Genomic DNA, 18974 nt, shown 5'->3' with positions numbered 1-18974 from the left:
ACGAACATGGAATTATTAACAACCAACAATGTATGGATGATGATCTGTACAGCACTTGTATTTTTTATGCATCTAGGATTTTCACTCTTAGAAATAGGGTTAACCAGACAAAAAAATACAATAAACATTTTATTTAAAAATATTTTTATAGTTACAATTGGATTGCTTCTATACTGCTTAGTAGGATTCAACCTAATGTATCCTGGTGAATTTAATGGATTTTTAGGATTCTCAGGTTTTGGTCTAAGCTCACCGTTAACAACTGAAGGGGCTTTAGATTTAACATATAATCAAGGGTATACTTATTGGACAGATTTCTTGTTTCAAGGTATGTTTGCAGCAACAGCTGCAACTATTGTTTCAGGAGCTGTTGCTGAACGAGTTAAGATAGTTCCGTTTATGATTTTTACAGTTTTATATGTAGGTTTAGTTTATCCTATTGCTGGTTCCTGGAAATGGGGAGGCGGATTTTTACAAACACTAGAAACACCATTTTACGATTTTGCAGGTTCTACACTTGTTCACTCTGTAGGTGGATGGGCAGCTGTAATAGCAGTTTGTTTATTAGGTCCACGAATTGGTAAATTTAAAGATGGAAAACCTCAAGCTATTCCGGGTCATAACCTCCCATTGGCAACAGCTGGTGTTTTAATATTATGGTTAGGATGGTTTGGATTTAATGGAGGTTCAGTACTTTCTGCAGATCCTGCAGCAACCTCTTTAACTTTAGTTACCACATGTTTAGCAGCGGCAGCTGGTGGGGTTGTAGCAATGTTAGTTTCAACGGCCATGTACAAAAATTTAGATTTAACCATGTTTCTAAATGGAATTTTGGGAGGTTTAGTTGGAATTACTGCTGGAGCAGACCAAATGAGCCCTACGGATGCTATTTTAATAGGTTCCATTGCTGGAACTATTATAGTATTTGCAGTAAGTTTAGTTGATAAATTAAAATTAGATGACCCCGTTGGTGCTATTGCAGTTCATTTAGTATGTGGTGTTTGGGGAACTTTAGCTGTTGGTATTTTTGGAAAATTAGCTGGAATTAATCAATTTATTAGTCAATTAATCGGAATTGCTTCTTATGCTATATTCTGTTCATTAACAGCATTTATTATCATTTATGCACTTAAGAAGACTATGGGAATACGAGTTTCTGAAATAGAAGAATTAGAAGGATTAGATGGCCATGAGCATGGTATGGATGCATATCCAGATTTCAGATTGAATGAACATTAATAAAAATTAACATCTTACATAAAAGGCTATTTGTATTAAACATTTAGCCTTTTTTGATTGATAAAACTAAGGTTTTATGTTAAAAATGAGGTTATATTTTTTAATTTAGATTAATAATAATAATATTAATAGATAATGAAGAAAATAGAAGCAATTATTAGAAAGTCAAAATATCGTGAAGTTAAAAAAGCTTTGCATAATGTAGGCGTAAACTTTTTCTCTTATTGGGATGTAACTGGAATTGGAAACGAAAAAGAAGGGCATGTTTATAGAGGTATCAGCTACAGCACAAGTGATATTCAACGTAGATATTTATCAATAGTTGTAAATGATGATTTTGTAGATCCAACAGTTAATGCTATTCTGGGTTCAGCTGGAACAGGCGAAGTTGGAGACGGAAAAATATTTGTGTCAGAAATTCTAGAGTCATATAGAATCAGAACAGGCGAAAAAGGAGGAAAGACTTTAAAATAAAATAAAAGAAGAGCCTTACAAATTTTGTAAGGCTCTTCTTTTATAAGCTATTATTCGGAATTAAGCCGAATTTCTACTTGCATTAATATTACCAAATAAAGAACGCGTCACTATTTTTTCAAAAATTTTGATTTGTTCTTCATCTTTTACATCAGCTTTTTCTAATTCCTGAATTTTTTTAAGCGCATATTGTTGTATGGTCAATAAAGGCAAAACAATAGATTCTCTAACATCAATAGAAGCTTTTCCAGATGGTTCATTCTCCATTAATTCTTTATATCCAGAAAGCTTTAGAAGTAAATGTTTGCTATTTAGATATTCATCATGGATAATGTTCCAAAAAGCTCCAAATTCCTCATCTTTAGACATGTATTGGGTTAAATCAAAAAATGATTTAGTTAACGACATCATACTGTTATCCAATAACGTTTTAAAGAACTTAGAGTTTTTATATAAAGCTTCCACTTTGTAAAACTCACCTTTGTCTTCATAGGCTTTTAAAGCGGTACCAACTCCAAAGAAACCAGGAACATTTTGCTTTAATTGACTCCATGAGCCTACAAAAGGAATGGCTCTTAAATCAGAAAACACTAATTTATCAGAGTTAGATCTTTTTGAAGGTCTGCTTCCAATATTTGTTTTTGAATAATACTTTAAAGTACTCATGCGCTCCAAATAGGGAATAAACATTGGGTGTCCTTTAAAATCTTTATATGCCTGATAGCTGGTCTCAGCTAAGTCATTCATAACAATTCGGTCTTCATCAGACATAGCAAGTTTATCTTTTCCTATACGGTTAAACATACCAGAGCTTATCAATTGTTCCAAATTGTATTGAGATGAATCCAGGGTTCCAAAATTAGAACTAATGGTTTGCCCTTGAATAGTAAGTTGTACTTCTTTATCTTCAATTTTAGGTCCTAAAGACGCATAAAACTGGTGCGTTTTTCCTCCACCTCTTGCTGGTGGTCCACCGCGACCATCAAAAAATATGGCTGTAATATTGTACTTTCTTGATATTTCTGTAAGTAATTCTTTTGCTATATATATTCCCCAATTAGCCATTAAATAACCTCCGTCTTTTGTGCCATCAGAAAAACCTAGCATAATGGTTTGTTTGTTCCCTCTGTTTTTTAAATGCTCCATATATTTAGGGTTTTTATATAATTGTTCCATAACTTTTGGGGCATTTTCTAAATCGGTAATGGTTTCAAATAACGGCACAACATCAACGGTTAATTCGTCTTTAAATGCAACCATTTTTAGCATTGCAAAAAGCTGCATAACATTTAAAGCTGTTTGATTATTGCTTATAATATATCTGTTAGCACCTTTTTCACCGTTTGTTAGCTGAATCTGTTTAATGGCTTCAATGGTTTTTAAGGTATTGTAAACCATTTCATCTTCAAAGGCATCAATTTCTATTTTAGCTTCTGATACTTTTGATAAAATGTTGATTTGATCTGATTCAGATAAATCATGATAGTTTTTTGGGAATGAAGGATGGTCTGTTTTTATCAAATAGTCTATAACGGTTGTAAAAACTGAATGGTGGATTCTGCTATCCTGCCTAATATCAAGAGTCGCAAAATAATATCCAAATAGACGAATTCTGTTTATTAAATTATTTATTTCTGAAACATACAATGATTGATGTTCTTTAACAATGGCATTTCTAATTTCCAACAATTCATGAATAAGTTCTCTAGAAGTTATTTTTTCGGGAGTATTCAAATTTATACTGAAATTATACATAATAGTTTCTAATTTCACTATACGCTCCTCAATGCCTCTAAAGGTTAGTTTGCGTCTTAAATTTTTAAGATCGGCATAATATTTTTTCAGTATAGATTGTTTTAGTCTTTCAGCAACTTTTATGGTTGTATCTGGTTTTACAAAAGGATTACCATCGCGATCTCCTCCAGGCCAAAAACCAATATTTATGATCTCATTGTGTTTTCTTGTATCATCATAAATGTTTTGTTGTATGTAATTGTAAATTTCGCCAAAAGATTTGTAAAACACATTTTCTAGATACCAAATTAAACTAACAGCTTCGTCATAAGGTGTTGGTTTTTCGTGCTTAAAGAAAGGTGTTTTACCAAGTTGGGCAAATAAATTATTAATCTCTTTTAAGTTGTTCTCTTTTATTGCTTCAGTTAAATCTGTAATAATACCTAAAACAGAACCAGGATAAAACTGTGTTGGATGTGCTGTTAAAACAATACGTACTTTAAACTCATCAAGATAATTTTTTAACTCTTCAAGTCTGTTTTCTGAAACTGCAGATTCTTTAAGGTTTCTAAGCGTTCCAATACCTTCCATATTATTTACTATAGGAAAAGCGGCATCTTCAACCGCATCAAATAGTACCACTTGACGTTCTATATATTGTATAAAGCGAAACAATAAATTTATCTGACTTTCTTTAGTTCTCCTACCTTGATATTTGTTAAAAAAAGTATCAACAATGGTTGTTGGATCATCACCATTTGCAAATCCTTTTTTACAAGTTTCATGGAATAAAGGAAGCAAAACACCGGTTTTAGTAATGGCGTCAAAAGGTAATGTCATAAATATACTGTTGTAAATTTGATATTTTGACAAAACATTTTGTTTGAAACGTGATAATTTTGGTTCTACAGACATAGTATCTTTCTAATATAATTATGTGTAAAAGTAATGAAGCTTATATTAATCAATGCTTCAACTATTAAATTTTATTGATTTTTATAAGATTGTGAATTCTAATTATGAATAATTAAAAAAATAGGGCAGTTAATTAATATCTTTTAATGAGGTTCTGAAATATGTCTTTTATAGATTATTCATTTATAAATATTGAACAAAAAAATTAAAATGGTTTTTTCTTAAATTCTAAAAATAAATTGCATATTTATCTCATAACAAGTAAATTATAGAATTGTTAATAACATGTTTAATAACTCATTTTGCCTAGTCTTTTATATGTTAAAATAGTCTTTATTTTTATAAATCATAAAAAGACCTTTTAATCCTATAAAATTATTTGTAAATGAATTATTACGATTTCCAAGTCGTATTTCAAGAAGTTCCAGGAGAAATTAGCTTATGCTTTTCTATATGTGGATGCCCTTTAAAATGTGAAGGATGTCATTCGCCATATTTATGGAATGAAGATAACGGCTTGATTCTTACTGTTGAGAAATTTGAAAAAATATTAAAACAATATGATGACTTTGCAACTTGTGTACTCTTTATGGGTGGAGAATGGCACGAAGAAGAATTGGTCACCATGTTAAAACTGGCAAAGAAAAATCTATATAAAACGTGTTTGTATACAGGGCAAGATAATGTTTCTAAAAATATACTTAGTCATCTCGATTGGTTAAAGACAGGTAAATGGGATGCTTCTTTAGGAGGATTAGGCAGTAAGAATACAAATCAAAAATTCATTGAACTAAAATCAAATACAATTAAAAACAAATTATTCATCAAAAACTAAAACATGATAAGGCTTACTAACACCCAGGTAAATCAAAAAATAGATTTTATTGACCAGTATATCCATTCAGCAAATGCGGCTGATGGATCTAAAGTTGATGCCAATGCTAACGTGACTTCAAAAAATATTGCAACCATGGAAGCAGAATTAAATAAGGACATCAATATTCAGGTTAATAGGGCTTTAGTAAAACGCAAAATTGCTTCCCTTTTTGGAGAGAATATTGCCAATGAATATATAAGACAGATTGAATCACATGAAATTTATATTCATGACGAAACTTCTTTAAAACCGTATTGTGCTTCTATTAGTATGTATCCTTTTTTGTTTGAAGGGCTCACAAAAATTGGAGGCGAAAGTAGAGCTCCTAAGCACCTCGAAAGCTTTTGTGGTGAATTTGTTAATTTGGTTTTTGCGGTAAGTTCTCAATTTGCAGGTGCTTTAGCAACCGTTGAATTTTTAATGTATTTTGATCATTTTGCATCCAATGATTATGGGGATAACTATTTAGAAACCCATGAAAAAGTTATTGCAAATCATTTACAACATGTAGTATATGCCGTAAATCAGCCAGCAGCGGCAAGAGGATACCAATCCGTATTTTGGAATATTTCATTGTATGACGAAGCTTATTTTAACAGTATGTTTGGAGATTTTGTATTTCCAGAAATGAAAAAACCAAAGTGGGAAAGCTTAAAAAAATTACAGGCTTATTTTATGAAATGGTTTAATGGCGAACGCAATAAAGCCATTCTAACATTTCCAGTTGTAACTGCAGCTATGTTGGTTAAAAACGGGAAACCTGTTGATGTAGATTTTACCAATATGTGTGCTCAAGAATTAAGTGAAGGTAATTCATTCTTCATTTATCAATCTGAAAGTGCAGATAGTTTGGCTTCATGTTGCAGATTAAGAAATGAAATAAGCGATAACACATTTAGTTACTCATTAGGTGCAGGTGGTGTTGCCACAGGTTCAATAAACGTGATTACGTTAAACATGAATCGTTTGGTACAAAAAGGAGCCAATATAGTAGAAGAAGTTCAAAAAATCCAAAAATATCAAGTAGCCTATAGAAAGCTTATTGAAGAATATGAAATAGCTGGACTATTACCAGTTTATAAAGCAGGATTTATTACTCTGGACAAACAGTTTTTAACCATTGGAATTAATGGAATGGTTGAAGCTGCAGAAAGTCAAGGGATAAGTGTTGGTAACAATACAGAATATAAAAAGTTTGTCAATTCTCATTTAAAAGTCATTTATGATGAAAACAAACTTGCCAAAAAAACATATGGTTATATGTTTAATACCGAATTTGTTCCTGCTGAAAACCTAGGAGTAAAAAATGCTAAATGGGATAAAGCAGATGGATTATTTGTTCCAAGAGATTGCTATAACTCCTATTTTTATAAAGTTGAAGACCAGCAAACCAATACACTTGATAAAATTATATTGCATGGTAAGGAAATCATAAAATATCTTGATGGTGGTTCGGCACTTCATCTAAATTTGGAAGAAGCTCCAAACAAAGATGGGTTTATTAAACTTATTCATGCAACAGCAGCTGCAGGATGCAATTATTTTTGTTTTAACATTAAGATTACTATTTGTAACGACTGTAATGCAATTGACAAAAAGACCAACTATGTGTGTACTACCTGTGGTTCTACAGATGTTGACCACGCAACACGTGTTATAGGGTACTTAAAAAGAGTTTCAAGTTTTAGTTCTGGAAGACAGCAAGAACATCAATTAAGATATTATCATTTTGATGAACCATCAAGCAAATTGCCAAATGCTCGTGTAAATACACTCAATAAATTTATAGAACAACAGCAAGAAAAACAACAAGAGGTTATCTTCAAATAATTTGTTGGATATCTAATTTTAACTTAATTATATGATGAATGTCATGTTTCATGAGGTTTAGACAAGATACCTTTACCGATTTACTTATTGAAAACAAATCTTATGAAAAACACACATTCATTTCACATACCGGTTATGGGCATTGGATTCACTATAGACACTCCATTAAAGGTTGCTCAGTATGGTATAGATTCGGTGATTTCTTTAGTTGACGATATTCTATTAGAGAAACTCAGAAAAATGTACAGTGAGAAATTTGAAATTCCATACAAAGAGATTACTGATAAAATAGAAGATTTCAGAGCTAAGAGAATCACATCGTATTTAAACTTAATAAGCGATTTGGCCGAAAAAAACTTCCAGGCATTAAAAAACGTTTCCATTGAGAAAAGCGACGAGATTAAAAAATATATATCAATGCTTCCAGATAGTTCTACTTTAAAATTAGAATTTAAGAAACTAACTGAAAACGGATTTAATATTGCTGAAATCAAAAATTGGGCAAGCAAAAATTTAACCATGGGAAGTATAGATGTTAACATTATGACCAAGGTTGATAAAGACAATTACAGAAAAAACATAAAATTGCCTGTAGAGTATAATGATGCCCATGCAGCACTTAGAGGCTTTGCTCAAAGTAATTTAAAATCTTCTGTCATACTTTCTGCTGGCATGAATCCTAGATTGTATGCCTATATTGGCCAGTTTGATGATTTTTATCCAAATGAATCAGGAGAATTTAACAAGAAAATAATTTTAAAAGTAAGCGATTATAGATCAGCTTTAATTCAAGGAAAATTTTTAGCAAAAAAAGGATTATGGGTTTCAGAATATAGAATTGAATCTGGACTTAATTGTGGTGGGCATGCTTTTGCAACAGATGGGTATCTTTTAGGACCGGTTTTACAGGAGTTTAAAGAAAAGAGAGAAGAGTTAAGAGAAACTATTCAGGATATTTTAAATCAGGAATTGGAAAACCAAGGGCGCCTATTTTCAAAACACTCATTAGAATTAAAAATTTCTGCTCAAGGTGGTGTTGGTACAGAAGAAGAACACGAGTTTTTGTTAGACCATTACCAATTAGATTCCATAGGATGGGGAACACCATTTTTATTGGTTCCAGAAGCAACAACTGTTGATGAAAAAACATTAAACCAATTAGTTGAAGCTAAAGAAGAAGACTTGTATTTAAGCGATATTTCGCCATTAGGTGTTCCATTTAATAATCTTAGAGCAAACACAAAAGATTTAGAAAAAGAAGCATTTATTGCTAAGGGAAGACCAGGAAGTTCTTGCCCTAAAAAGTTTGTTTCCTTAAACAAAGAGTTTAAAGAAACAGGTATTTGTACTGCTTCAAGGGAATACCAATATTTAAAAATAAAAGAACTAGATAATCAACAATTAACAAAAGAAGATTATCAAGAGAAGTTAAATAAAATCACTGAGAAAACTTGTACTTGTGTTGGTTTAGGTACATCAGCATTATTGGCTTATAATTTAGATACTAAAGTTGAAGGAACTGGAGTTTCAATTTGCCCAGGACCAAACATGGCCTACTATTCTAAAATAATGAGTCTAAAAAATATGACCGATCATATTTATGGAAGAGACAATATGATAACGAGAACAGATAGACCAAATATGTTTATTAAAGAACTTCATATATATATTGACTACTTGAAGAATAAGTTAGATGAGGTTAAAAAAAGCATGAATAAAAAAGAAGAAAAATACCTTTTAACTTTTACTAACAATATGAAAGAAGGTATTTTGTACTATCAAAAAATGTTCTCTAACATTACAAATACTTTTGAAGATATTAAACTGTCAGTTTTAAAAGAACTTGAAAAGAGTGTGGAAACCTTACAAAACATTGGTTTAGAAATTGAAAGCCTATCGCCAATAGCTGTTGCAAGTTAAATTTCAAAATCTTTTAGAGATAAAACTTTTCCGGTTTGTTTAATTTCAAAAACATATTGTGAAATAGTTTTATCTCTAAAATTATTTAATAGTTTTTCTTTAAAAGGTGAAACTAAAAAATGAATAGGACAAGGATTTTCGTCACTGCATTTTGATAATCCCAAGAAACAATCATCAAATTTAGTAGTACCATCAATTATTTTTACAATATCCCAAACGGAATTTTCTTTATCATTTTTTGATAAATAAAAGCCGCCATTTGGTCCTTTTGTTGAAGAAACCAAATGTCCTTTATTAAGTTGTTGTAATAATTTTGCTAAAAAAGGCTGAGGTGTTTCTAGGTCATCGGCAATTTTTTTAACACCTATTTTAATGGTTTCATCAGTTTGTATAGCTAAATACAAAATGGCACGTATGGCATACTTACAAGCGTTTGATAACATAGATGTTTTTTTCAAACTTAATAAAAAAAGATGTTTTAATCTTCAATAAAATTTTAATTATGATATTTGTAGTTAAATTGATTTAAATCTATTTGTAGAATACAAACTATAAAAAGAATGCATTTAAAAGAAAAAATTTTACAGCTTAAAAAAGAAAAGAACGCAGTCATTCTTGCACATTATTATCAAACTGCAGACATTCAAGATATAGCAGATTATGTTGGCGATAGCCTACAGTTGTCGCAAAAGGCAGCAGAAACAGATGCCGATATTATTGTGTTTGCAGGAGTTCATTTTATGGCAGAAACCGCTAAAATATTAAACCCTGAAAAAATTGTGGTTTTACCCGATTTAAATGCGGGTTGTTCATTAGCGGATTCTTGTCCACCAGAAGCTTTTTCGGAATTCATAAAACAACATCCCAATCATGTAGTGATAACTTATGTTAATTGTTCGGCAGAAATTAAAGCGTTAAGTGATATCGTTTGTACATCATCAAATGCATTGAAAATTGTTGAATCTGTGCCAAAAGAGGTGCCTATTATTTTTGCACCTGACAAAAATCTTGGAAAGTATATTATGAAAAAGACAGGAAGAGATTTGGTGCTTTGGGATGGTAGCTGCGTTGTACATGAAGCATTTTCCATAGATAAGTTAATCGAACTTCATAAAAAATATCCTGAACACAAAATTATTGCACATCCAGAGTCTGAAGAGCATATTCTAAACACAGCAACCTATATTGGTTCAACTGCAGGAATGATAAACTATGTAAAAAACCATTCTCAAGAAAAATTTATTGTAGCAACAGAAGCCGGAATTTTACATAAGATGCAACAAGAAGTTCCGAATACAGAGCTTATTCCGGCGCCAGCACAAGAAGATAATACATGCGCTTGCAGCGAATGTGCTTATATGAAAGTAAATACCATGCAAAAATTATATGATTGCTTATTGAATGAATCTCCGCAAATTGAAGTTCCTGAACCTATTAGAAAAAAGGCATTATTGCCAATTGAACGCATGTTAGAATTATCGAAATAATTATGATTTCAACAAATTATTTGGTTATTGGTTCAGGAGTTGCAGGATTAACTTTTTCAATTAAAATAGCAGAAAAATTTCCTGATAGAAATGTTGTTATAGTTACCAAGTCTGATGAAGAGGAATCTAACACTAAATATGCCCAAGGAGGCGTTGCAGTAGTTTTAGATAGTGAAACGGACTCTTTTAAAAAACACATTGAAGACACTTTAATTGCCGGCGATGGTTTATGTGACGAGAGTGTTGTTGAAATGGTTATTAAAGAAGGGCCAAAAAGACTGGAAGAGCTCATACTTTGGGGGACTAATTTTGATTTAAACCCAAGTGGGAATTTAGATTTAGGTAAAGAAGGTGGTCATTCAGAGTATAGAGTAGTTCATCATAAAGATATAACCGGGTACGAAATAGAGAGAGCCTTGTTAAAACGAGTTCACCAGTTAAAAAACATCACTATTTTACCTAATCATTTTGCTATAGATTTAATCACTAAACATCAAGTAAAGCAGATTGAAGACAAAGAGTTATCCTGTTTTGGCGCTTATGTTTTAGATCAAAAAACAGGTCATGTTTATACTGTTAAAGCTGACAATACTTTATTGGCTTCAGGAGGTATTGGATGTGTTTACGGCCATACAACAAATCCTATTATCGCAACTGGCGATGGAGTTGCCATGGCATACAGAGCCAAGGCAAAAATTAAGGATATGGAATTTATCCAGTTTCATCCCACGGCATTATATGAAGAAAAAGGAGAGTCATCTTTTTTAATTTCTGAAGCTGTTAGAGGTTTTGGAGCTTATTTAAGAAATAAAGAAGGGTATCGTTTTATGCCTGATTATGATAAAAGAGCTGAATTAGCATCAAGAGATATTGTGTCGCAAAGTATTGATGACCAACTTAAAAAAACAGGAGATTCTCATGTGTTTTTAGATTGTACACATTTAGACATAAAAGCCTTTAAAAACCATTTCCCAAATATTTACGAGAAATGTCTTGAGCATCATATAGATATAGAAAAAGATTGGATACCTGTTGTGCCAGCATCGCATTATTTATGTGGAGGAATTGTTGTGGATAAGGACGGAAAAACATCCATATCAAATTTGTTTGCATGTGGTGAATGTTCTAGAACAGGATTGCATGGCGCTAATAGGTTAGCATCTAATTCCTTGTTGGAAGCGTTGGTTTATGCTCATAATATTTTTAAATATCACAGTGAACATGATGATAGTTTACCAAAAATAGAAATTCCCGATTGGAATGATGAAGGCACAATAATTCCGAAAGAGCATATTTTAATTCAGCACAATTTGAAACAACTACAAGCTTTAATGCGCGATTATGTAGGTATAGTTAGAAGTGATAAACGTTTAAAAAGCGCAATAAAACATTTAGATTTAATATATAATGAAGTTGAAGAACTTTATAAAGAATCTAAAATATCAACATCTCTTTGCGAATTAAGAAACATGATTAATGTCGCACATTTAATTATCAATCAGTCTTTAGAAAGAACTGAAAATAAAGGTGGCTATTATAACATTGACAATATAAAATAACAAACGAGGCTTAACTCAATAAGCCTCGTTTGTATAGTATAACTATAGGTTAAGTAATTATTTTCCTAACATCATTAGTTCGTTACAAACTATTTCGGTGATAAATCGTTTCTCCCCTTCTTTAGTTTCATAAGAACGATTTGTTAATTTTCCTTCAATAGCAACTTCTTTTCCTTTGGTTACATATTTTTCAATAATTTGAGCTGTCTTCCCCCAAGCAACTACGTTGTGCCATTGTGTATCGGTTACTTTTTCACCTTTGTTATTGGTATAACTTTCATTTGTTGCAATTGAAAATTTAGCCAATGTTTTTCCTGATTCAAGATTGATGATTTCTGGATCATTTCCTAAGTTGCCAATCAACTGTACTTTGTTTCTAAGTGTGTTCATAATTTTAAATTTTTTCGTTAAACAGTTAATACTATCGAGTTCCTATGTTTCGACTCTGCAAAGATGTAACTGCTTTCAAAAAATAATCGGTTGATAAATATTTAAAATCGTTTGTAAATGTTTGTAGTCGTTTGTAAACGGATAAAAATTATGTATATTAGCATTTATATACTTGAATGAGATGACCATTAGCCACATTATAAGCCAGTTAGGTAACAACCAAAACATTTTTAAGAGCTTGCTAATCCTTAAAAGCAGTAAAGAATATTTATGGCGACCACAACCAAATAAATGGTGTTTGTTGGAAATAGTTTGCCACTTATTAGATGAAGAACGAGAAGATTTTAAAGCACGGGTGAAACACACACTTGAATTGCCCAATGAGGTCATGAAAGGAATAAATCCTGAAGGATGGGTTGTAGAGCGTAATTATATTGCCCAAAACTATAATGAAAAGGTTTTAGAATTTTTACAGGAGCGGGGCAAATCTGTTGCTTGGCTAAGCAATCTTAACAATGTTCAATGGGAAAACATTTATAAGCACCCAAAGCTTGGTGATTTGTCTGCCAAATTGTTTCTGGTTAATTGGCTGGCACATGATTATTTACACATGAGACAAATTATTAGATATAAGTATGAGTATTTAAAAGATCATATTGATATTGATGTACAGTATGCGGGTAGTTGGTAAAATAAAATTTTAGAAATTATGACAAGAGAATGTTTAGAATGTGGTGAAAAAATTGTTGGCAGAATAGACAAGAAATTTTGCAGTGATGCCTGTAGAAATGCGTACAATAATAACGTTAACAAAGACAGTAAAAACTTAATTAGAAATACAAATAACAGACTGCGTAAAAATTACAGGATTTTAGAGACTTTAAATCCAGAGCAAAAAACAAAAACATCACGTGCAAAACTTATTGAAAAAGGTTTTGATTTTAATTACTTCACAAGTATATATACAACAAAAGCAGGCACAGTATATTATTTTGTTTATGACCAAGGATATTTGGCTATAGATAATGATTTCTATGCGTTAGTAAAACGAGAGAATTAATTTCCTATTTTTTCCAGGTAGAACCTTTTAAAGCCAAAGCGGCTTTTAATATATCTTTTTGACTTATTTGACCCACTAACTTTCCGTTTTCAATGATTGGGAAACGACGTCTTTTTGAATCTAAAAATTTATTTGCAGCATCAAAAATATTCATGTTTCCATCAATAGTTTCAACGTTTTGAACCATATATTTTTCAACGGTATTATTGCCCATTGGCATATTATAATACCTGCTTTCACTTATTTGTTTTATACAGTCTCCTTCTGAGATAACTCCAATTAATTCGTTCTTTTCATTAACTACTGGACCTCCAGATATACGATGTTTAATTATGGCGTTAATAACTTCTTCTATAGGCTGATTAGACTTAAAAGTCACCAAATTTCTGGTCATATAGTCACTAACCGTTAAAGGAGCATCACCAATAGTCTTTTTTTTATTTCGTCTGGCGGCAAGAAAACTTTTTATCCCCATAATATTTGAATTTAAGAATACTAAATATAATTAATTTTTTCGAGTTTACCTAAAACTGTATTTCCTAAAAATGTACGATAAATTAATTATAGGCATAGATAAATAGTGTTATTTTTTAATAAAAAATATTTAAGTAAAATAATTAGCATTCTTTTATGACATTAAATGTTAATTTTTTATAGTTTTATCGCGTTCAAAATAAATTTAAATTATAAAAAAATGAAACGATTATTAGTGTTGATTTTATTAGTTGCTAGTTTTCAATTAAGTGCTCAGAATAATTCTGACTTATTAAAACATTATGACGCTTACTACAAGCAAATGAAAAAGCAAGGAGATGTTCAAGGAATTATTAATGCATTAACACATTTAAATGTTTTAGAGCCATCTCAAGCCAGATTAGACACCTTAGGTTATATTTATATGAGTGAAGGAAGCTATACTCAGGCCTTAAATACTATTGGAATTGATAAAATTGCAAACGATTCTGATATTGCTATTCAGGTGAAAGCCGTTTCATTAAAATCTTTAGGTCAGCCAAAGTTGGCTCTTGGTTTTTTTGAAGAAATGTTTAAAAGAAATCCAAATGCACTTATAGCATATGAATTGGCCGAACTTAATTTACAAACTCAAAATTTAGCTGAAGCCGATAAACACATCGCTTATGGATTGGCAAATTCTAAGGACGATATGACTAAAGCATTTTATGAAACACAAACGCCTTATCAAGTGCCATTAAAATCGGCATTTATGTACATGAATGCGTTAGTGACTTACAATAAAGATAAGAAGGCAAATATTGATGCCGCTGTAGATATTTTAGATTCTGCATTAAAATCTGCTCCTAATTTTAATATGATTCAATTAACAAAAAATGAATTGTTAAGACAAAAGCAAGTACTTCAAGCTGAAGCAGCTCAATCAAAACAATAAGGTTTATCAATTTCATAAAAAAGGGCGTTTTCAAATTTTGAAAACGCCCTTTTTTATTTAGCAAATTTTAAGGTATCTGCTCATTTTTCTTTATTAATTTAAAACCAGTTTTTTGGATAATTTTCCTCCATTTGAAATAATGTTCAAGAAATAAATACCGGCTGAAAATTCACTCATATCTAATTGATATAAGTTGTGTTTAACATTTATATTTTTGGTTTTTAAAACAACCTTTCCAGTGATATCCGTAACATTAAAATCAAAGTTAAATAAGGTTTTAGTTTTAATATTAAAAATGTTTTTTGACGGATTTGGGTATATGGCAATATCGGTTTTATCAAAATCTTTTGTGGCAAGTGTAGAGCCTTCAACAACCAAATCATCTATAATTACACCTTCTCTGTTTTCATATTCATCTGATTGAAAGACAAACCTAAAAATGATATTGGTTTCACTATTTAAAGGCGCCAAATTATAACTGTATTGTTGAATTGTTGTGTTTGAGCCTGTCCATTGTGCTCCGGGACAATTAAAGCAGTCGTTAGAAGCTCCAGAACTGGCATTTGTTCTATCGCTATTATACCAGTTTAGGTCGGTGGCACTTCCTAAAATATTCCAGTTTAAGCCTGAATCTGTAGAGTATTGTACATAAATAACATCCCAGTTTTCTTCAAGATCGTAAGCCATATTAAATTTTAGAATGGGATTAGCGAGCACAGATAAATTATAGCACTTAGTTATTAAGTAGCTTTTCATGCTATCTGAATAATTTCCACTTAGGTTTGTAGCGTAGACATTGCTTCCAGATGTTGCTGTATTAAGCAATATGCCTGTTGGAACCCCTCTTTCCCAATATCCTGAGCTTGAACTAGCATCGGCTTCATTAAATGTTATAAGTTCATCATTAGCAGTTTCAAAATCATTTACAACATTTACAGTTTCAGATGAATTTGCATAAAAAACACTTGTTAACGAGTTGTTAGATTCAAACGTGTCATTATTTATGGTGGTGGTAATCTTTAATTCTTGTTTGCCTAAACTTGAAATTAATAGACTAGGGATATTAATTATTGTCGTTTCATTTTGAGGTAGTGTACCATTCCAAATAGTATTATCAGTAACACCATTTAAGAGTGTTTCAATATTAATTGAATTGATGTTGCTTGATCCTAAGTTTTTAACCAAAATTTTGGCAGTATCTAAGCTACTACAAGAAATAGATTGGTTTACACCTTGAATTTCAACTAAACTAATTTCATTTAAAAGAGTCTCTGTTGGAAGGTTTGATTGCCAAATGCCTCTTCCATAGGTTGCCGCTGTTATATTTGCATCATTTAAATTTATTTCTAAATCAGTTACAGAAACGGTTGGTAAATTATTATCAAATAATTCCCAATCTCCTATAGCATCATCATATCTATAAACTCCTAAACTAGTTCCTAAAAATAATGGATTTTGTGAATGAAAATCTTGATGTTTTATAATGTTTTTAGTAACATTAGGAAGGCTTCCGTTAATACTTGTGAAAGTAAAACCACCATCAGTAGATTTGTAAACTGATCCAAATATACCCGAGGTAGTTACATAAACAATGTTGTTATTGGTATTGTTTACTTCAATAGAAGTTATATCATCTGAAAAGACTTTAGCATTATTAAAGGTAATTCCTTTATCAATACTTTTTTTAAGAGTATTATTAACAGCTATATAAATGACATTAGAGTCTAAATCATCTAGTTCTAAAAAATCAATATTTGTTGTCCCTAAATTGGTTGAAACTTGCTGCCATTCACCATTAAATAAGGTATATAGTTGAGAATAACCTGCAAATAATTCCCCATTTTGATTTATTGATAAAGGAGTTACCCAATTTCCTCCATCATCATTTGTTCCTGTTTCTGCTACAGGGGCATTAATATAAATATTTAAATTAGCTCCAGACTCTGATGATATACACAATGCAGCACCATTTTGTATAAAGCCATACATTAAATTTGAATTACCAGGATTAATGGCAGTATCTATGCCATCAGCTCCATAATAATTTTGCCAAATATTATTGTTAAGTGCATAACCTCCATTATCTTGCAAACCACCTACCATTTTATTTGATGATTGTTTTGAAACAGCAACTCGGTAAAACTGTCCAATTTGTAATCCAGAAGTTAAATCAGTAAAAGTTGTTCCTCCATTTGTTGATTTATAAAAACCACCGTCAGTTCCAGCAAACAAAGTTCCATTAAAAAACCGTAATAAATGAATATCTGCATGCGTGTATGAAGCGGATTCTGGTGATGACCAATTGTTTAGTTTTGTAAATGATGTCCCACCGTTTGTAGATTTCCAGATATTTAAAACGCCCACATAAACTTCATCTTCATTGGTATTTGAAACTGCCAAAGCCATATCGAACCACGATTGCGAACTCTTGTCAAAAAGATTGTCATCATAACCTTCAATAGTTGCGGGAACGGTTGCATCTTTTTTATAAAAGTTAATACCTGAATCAACAGATTTATAAAGGCCTTGAAATGAGTTATCTGTAGCAGAACTTAACACATAGACCACACTGCTGTTGTCAATAGTAACATCGATAACCAATCTTCCAGACGATGCGGGCAATCCGGTTCCAGAAACAGAAAACGAGTTGCCTCCATCTGTTGAAACATAAAAGGTGTTTTCAGAAACAGCATATATTGTGTTTGGATCTCCCGGTTTTAATTTGATGTCTTTAATATTTAAACCTTGTAAACCATTGGTGTTCGACCAGGTAACTCCACTATCAATAGTTTTGTAAACGCCATTATTAGTAGCAACCCATAAAATATTAGAGTTTGCAGGATGAATATAAATATCATTCATTGATGTTGGTGAGTTACTTGTGTTTAACCCAGTTGTGTTCCATGTTGCTCCACTATCAATAGATTTCATTACACCTACGCTATAAGAATTATCTGCATCATCATCTCCAGTTGCAATATAAATGATGTTTGAATTTGAAGAGTCAATTGCTATACCAGAAACACCAATTTGAGGTAAATCATCAGATAAAGGTGTCCAAGTTAACCCAGAGTTTATTGATTTCCAGATGCCCCCTGCTGGAGCTCCGGTATAATATGTAGTTGGTGTATTTGGGTCAACAATAATAGCATTAATCCGCCCTTGACCAGCCGACCAAGAACCAGTATTGGTGTGTTCAAATGGTCCAACTGGTTGCCAGTTACTTAAATCGGCGCTTGTTTGAGATAGTTTAGATTGTGTAGAAGATATCCATGTGTCCCATAATTCCGCAGAAGTAGGTAAAGTTCCGTCTGGTTTTACAAAATTCTTCCAATGTGTTTCCCATCTTTTAAAGGGTTTATATCCACTTCCTTTTACATTTTTATTTCTGGTTTCCCAATACGAATCAAAAGCACCAACAACATCTTTAAAGGTAATTGTAGTTGAAGATTTAGCCATTTTGGAATTGATTTTTTCCATCCATGGAGCATCTTGGTTAAATTGAGCTTGTAAAGTTATTGTTAAGAAAAAAACTGGTATTAGTAATAGTTTTTTCATTTATTTTATTGAATATTAGAATCTTGCGAATCTTTTTCAAGCTTTTTGTTCATTTGTAAATTTAAATTAGAAAGAGACTCCAAAAATTCTTTAATAGTAAAACTTAATTCTTCTTTAGTAGTTGTTGATAAATTAGCTAAGCTTTCAAGTTTGTAAAGTTTAGTTTCTAAAGCAGTTACTCTGGCTTCAACAGAAGGCGTGTTAAGCGTATCAGGAATTTTTTCTTTAAATTCTTTTAAAAATGTTTTTATAGCTTCACTATTATCTTTAAAAAAAGTTAAATCACCTTTTTTAAGTTTCGCCGTTATATCTTCAAGTTCTTTATATTTTTCCCAAGACTCAATAGCTTTTTCAGTTTTAATATCTAAACCATATTCTAAAAATTTGAGTTTTGAGATATCACTCTCTGTGATTTTTTTTGTTGGTACAGTAACCTGAATTGGAACATCATTTTCCTTCTTTTGATTACAAGATAACAAAGAAAAAAATAGGCAAATAATACTCAGAAGAAGTGATCTCATTA

The 18974-nt window shown here is 31.4% G+C and carries 16 protein-coding genes; 10 read left to right on the top strand and 6 right to left on the bottom strand.

Features of this window, described 5'->3' with window-relative positions; all coding sequences use genetic code 11:
• Positions 1 to 6: 6 nt before the first annotated feature.
• Positions 7 to 1239 (top strand): ammonium transporter, encoded by a 1233-nt coding sequence (locus V8G69_RS06945; protein ID WP_394881104.1) that lies wholly within the window; start codon positions 7 to 9, stop codon positions 1237 to 1239.
• A 135-nt stretch (positions 1240 to 1374) separates the two neighbouring features.
• Complete coding sequence (locus V8G69_RS06940; RefSeq protein ID WP_394881103.1) at positions 1375 to 1713, top strand: P-II family nitrogen regulator; 339 nt, start codon at positions 1375 to 1377, stop codon at positions 1711 to 1713.
• Between the two features lie 60 nt (positions 1714 to 1773).
• Here V8G69_RS06940 and V8G69_RS06935 read toward each other — a convergent pair whose 3' ends face one another.
• Entirely contained in the window at positions 1774 to 4362 is a 2589-nt protein-coding gene (locus tag V8G69_RS06935) for a phosphoenolpyruvate carboxylase (RefSeq protein ID WP_394881102.1), read from the bottom strand.
• 385 nt (positions 4363 to 4747) lie between these two features.
• On the opposite strand from V8G69_RS06935, the gene nrdG reads away from it, so the two are divergent.
• The 3 genes from nrdG to V8G69_RS06920 all read left to right on the top strand — a co-directional run bounded on the left by nrdG (position 4748) and on the right by V8G69_RS06920 (position 8989).
• Positions 4748 to 5197, top strand: a complete 450-nt coding sequence (nrdG, locus tag V8G69_RS06930) for an anaerobic ribonucleoside-triphosphate reductase activating protein (RefSeq protein WP_394881101.1) — start codon at positions 4748 to 4750, stop codon at positions 5195 to 5197.
• 3 nt (positions 5198 to 5200) lie between these two features.
• Positions 5201 to 7069, top strand: coding sequence for an anaerobic ribonucleoside-triphosphate reductase (gene nrdD / locus V8G69_RS06925; protein ID WP_394881100.1), 1869 nt, complete (start codon positions 5201 to 5203; stop codon positions 7067 to 7069).
• Between the two features lie 102 nt (positions 7070 to 7171).
• Positions 7172 to 8989 (top strand): hypothetical protein, encoded by a 1818-nt coding sequence (locus V8G69_RS06920; protein ID WP_394881099.1) that lies wholly within the window; start codon positions 7172 to 7174, stop codon positions 8987 to 8989.
• Here the strand turns inward: V8G69_RS06920 and V8G69_RS06915 are convergent.
• Positions 8986 to 9432 carry an RrF2 family transcriptional regulator gene (locus V8G69_RS06915; protein ID WP_394881098.1) on the bottom strand — a complete coding sequence of 149 codons (447 nt, stop codon included), beginning with the start codon at positions 9430 to 9432 and terminating at the stop codon, positions 8986 to 8988. The two genes, V8G69_RS06920 and V8G69_RS06915, sit on opposite strands and share 4 nt — an antisense overlap.
• 117 nt (positions 9433 to 9549) lie before the next feature.
• On the opposite strand from V8G69_RS06915, the gene nadA reads away from it, so the two are divergent.
• Positions 9550 to 10476 carry a quinolinate synthase NadA gene (gene nadA, locus V8G69_RS06910; protein ID WP_394881097.1) on the top strand — a complete coding sequence of 309 codons (927 nt, stop codon included), beginning with the start codon at positions 9550 to 9552 and terminating at the stop codon, positions 10474 to 10476.
• 2 nt (positions 10477 to 10478) lie between these two features.
• Positions 10479 to 12035: an L-aspartate oxidase gene (gene nadB, locus V8G69_RS06905; protein ID WP_394881096.1), complete on the top strand. Its 1557-nt coding sequence runs from the start codon at positions 10479 to 10481 to the stop codon at positions 12033 to 12035.
• A 57-nt stretch (positions 12036 to 12092) separates the two neighbouring features.
• On the opposite strand, the gene V8G69_RS06900 is transcribed toward nadB, so the two are convergent.
• Positions 12093 to 12425, bottom strand: a complete 333-nt coding sequence (locus V8G69_RS06900) for a single-stranded DNA-binding protein (RefSeq protein ID WP_394881095.1) — start codon at positions 12423 to 12425, stop codon at positions 12093 to 12095.
• A 238-nt stretch (positions 12426 to 12663) separates the two neighbouring features.
• On the opposite strand from V8G69_RS06900, the gene V8G69_RS06895 reads away from it, so the two are divergent.
• Both V8G69_RS06895 and V8G69_RS06890 read left to right on the top strand, forming a co-directional pair.
• Positions 12664 to 13116 carry a DinB family protein gene (locus tag V8G69_RS06895; protein ID WP_394881094.1) on the top strand — a complete coding sequence of 151 codons (453 nt, stop codon included), beginning with the start codon at positions 12664 to 12666 and terminating at the stop codon, positions 13114 to 13116.
• A gap of 18 nt (positions 13117 to 13134) precedes the next feature.
• Positions 13135 to 13485, top strand: a complete 351-nt coding sequence (locus V8G69_RS06890; RefSeq protein ID WP_394881093.1) for a hypothetical protein — start codon at positions 13135 to 13137, stop codon at positions 13483 to 13485.
• A gap of 4 nt (positions 13486 to 13489) precedes the next feature.
• Here the strand turns inward: V8G69_RS06890 and V8G69_RS06885 are convergent, their stop codons facing one another.
• The gene (locus V8G69_RS06885) at positions 13490 to 13960 is read right to left on the bottom strand and encodes a CBS domain-containing protein (protein WP_394881092.1); all 471 of its coding nucleotides are present in this window, start codon (positions 13958 to 13960) and stop codon (positions 13490 to 13492) included.
• 219 nt (positions 13961 to 14179) lie between these two features.
• On the opposite strand from V8G69_RS06885, the gene V8G69_RS06880 reads away from it, so the two are divergent.
• Positions 14180 to 14893 (top strand): tetratricopeptide repeat protein, encoded by a 714-nt coding sequence (locus V8G69_RS06880; protein ID WP_394881091.1) that lies wholly within the window; start codon positions 14180 to 14182, stop codon positions 14891 to 14893.
• A 93-nt stretch (positions 14894 to 14986) separates the two neighbouring features.
• On the opposite strand, the gene V8G69_RS06875 is transcribed toward V8G69_RS06880, so the two are convergent.
• Both V8G69_RS06875 and V8G69_RS06870 read right to left on the bottom strand, forming a co-directional pair.
• On the bottom strand, positions 14987 to 18451 hold the full coding sequence (locus tag V8G69_RS06875) for a T9SS type A sorting domain-containing protein (protein ID WP_394881090.1): 3465 nt from the start codon (positions 18449 to 18451) through the stop codon (positions 14987 to 14989).
• A gap of 5 nt (positions 18452 to 18456) precedes the next feature.
• Positions 18457 to 18972, bottom strand: coding sequence for a hypothetical protein (locus tag V8G69_RS06870; protein ID WP_394881089.1), 516 nt, complete (start codon positions 18970 to 18972; stop codon positions 18457 to 18459).
• Positions 18973 to 18974 lie beyond the last annotated feature (2 nt).

The sequence above is a fragment of the Gaetbulibacter sp. M235 genome, assembly GCF_043876835.1.
Classification (GTDB): domain Bacteria; phylum Bacteroidota; class Bacteroidia; order Flavobacteriales; family Flavobacteriaceae; genus Yeosuana.
This window is presented reverse-complemented; position numbering and strand designations above follow the sequence as displayed.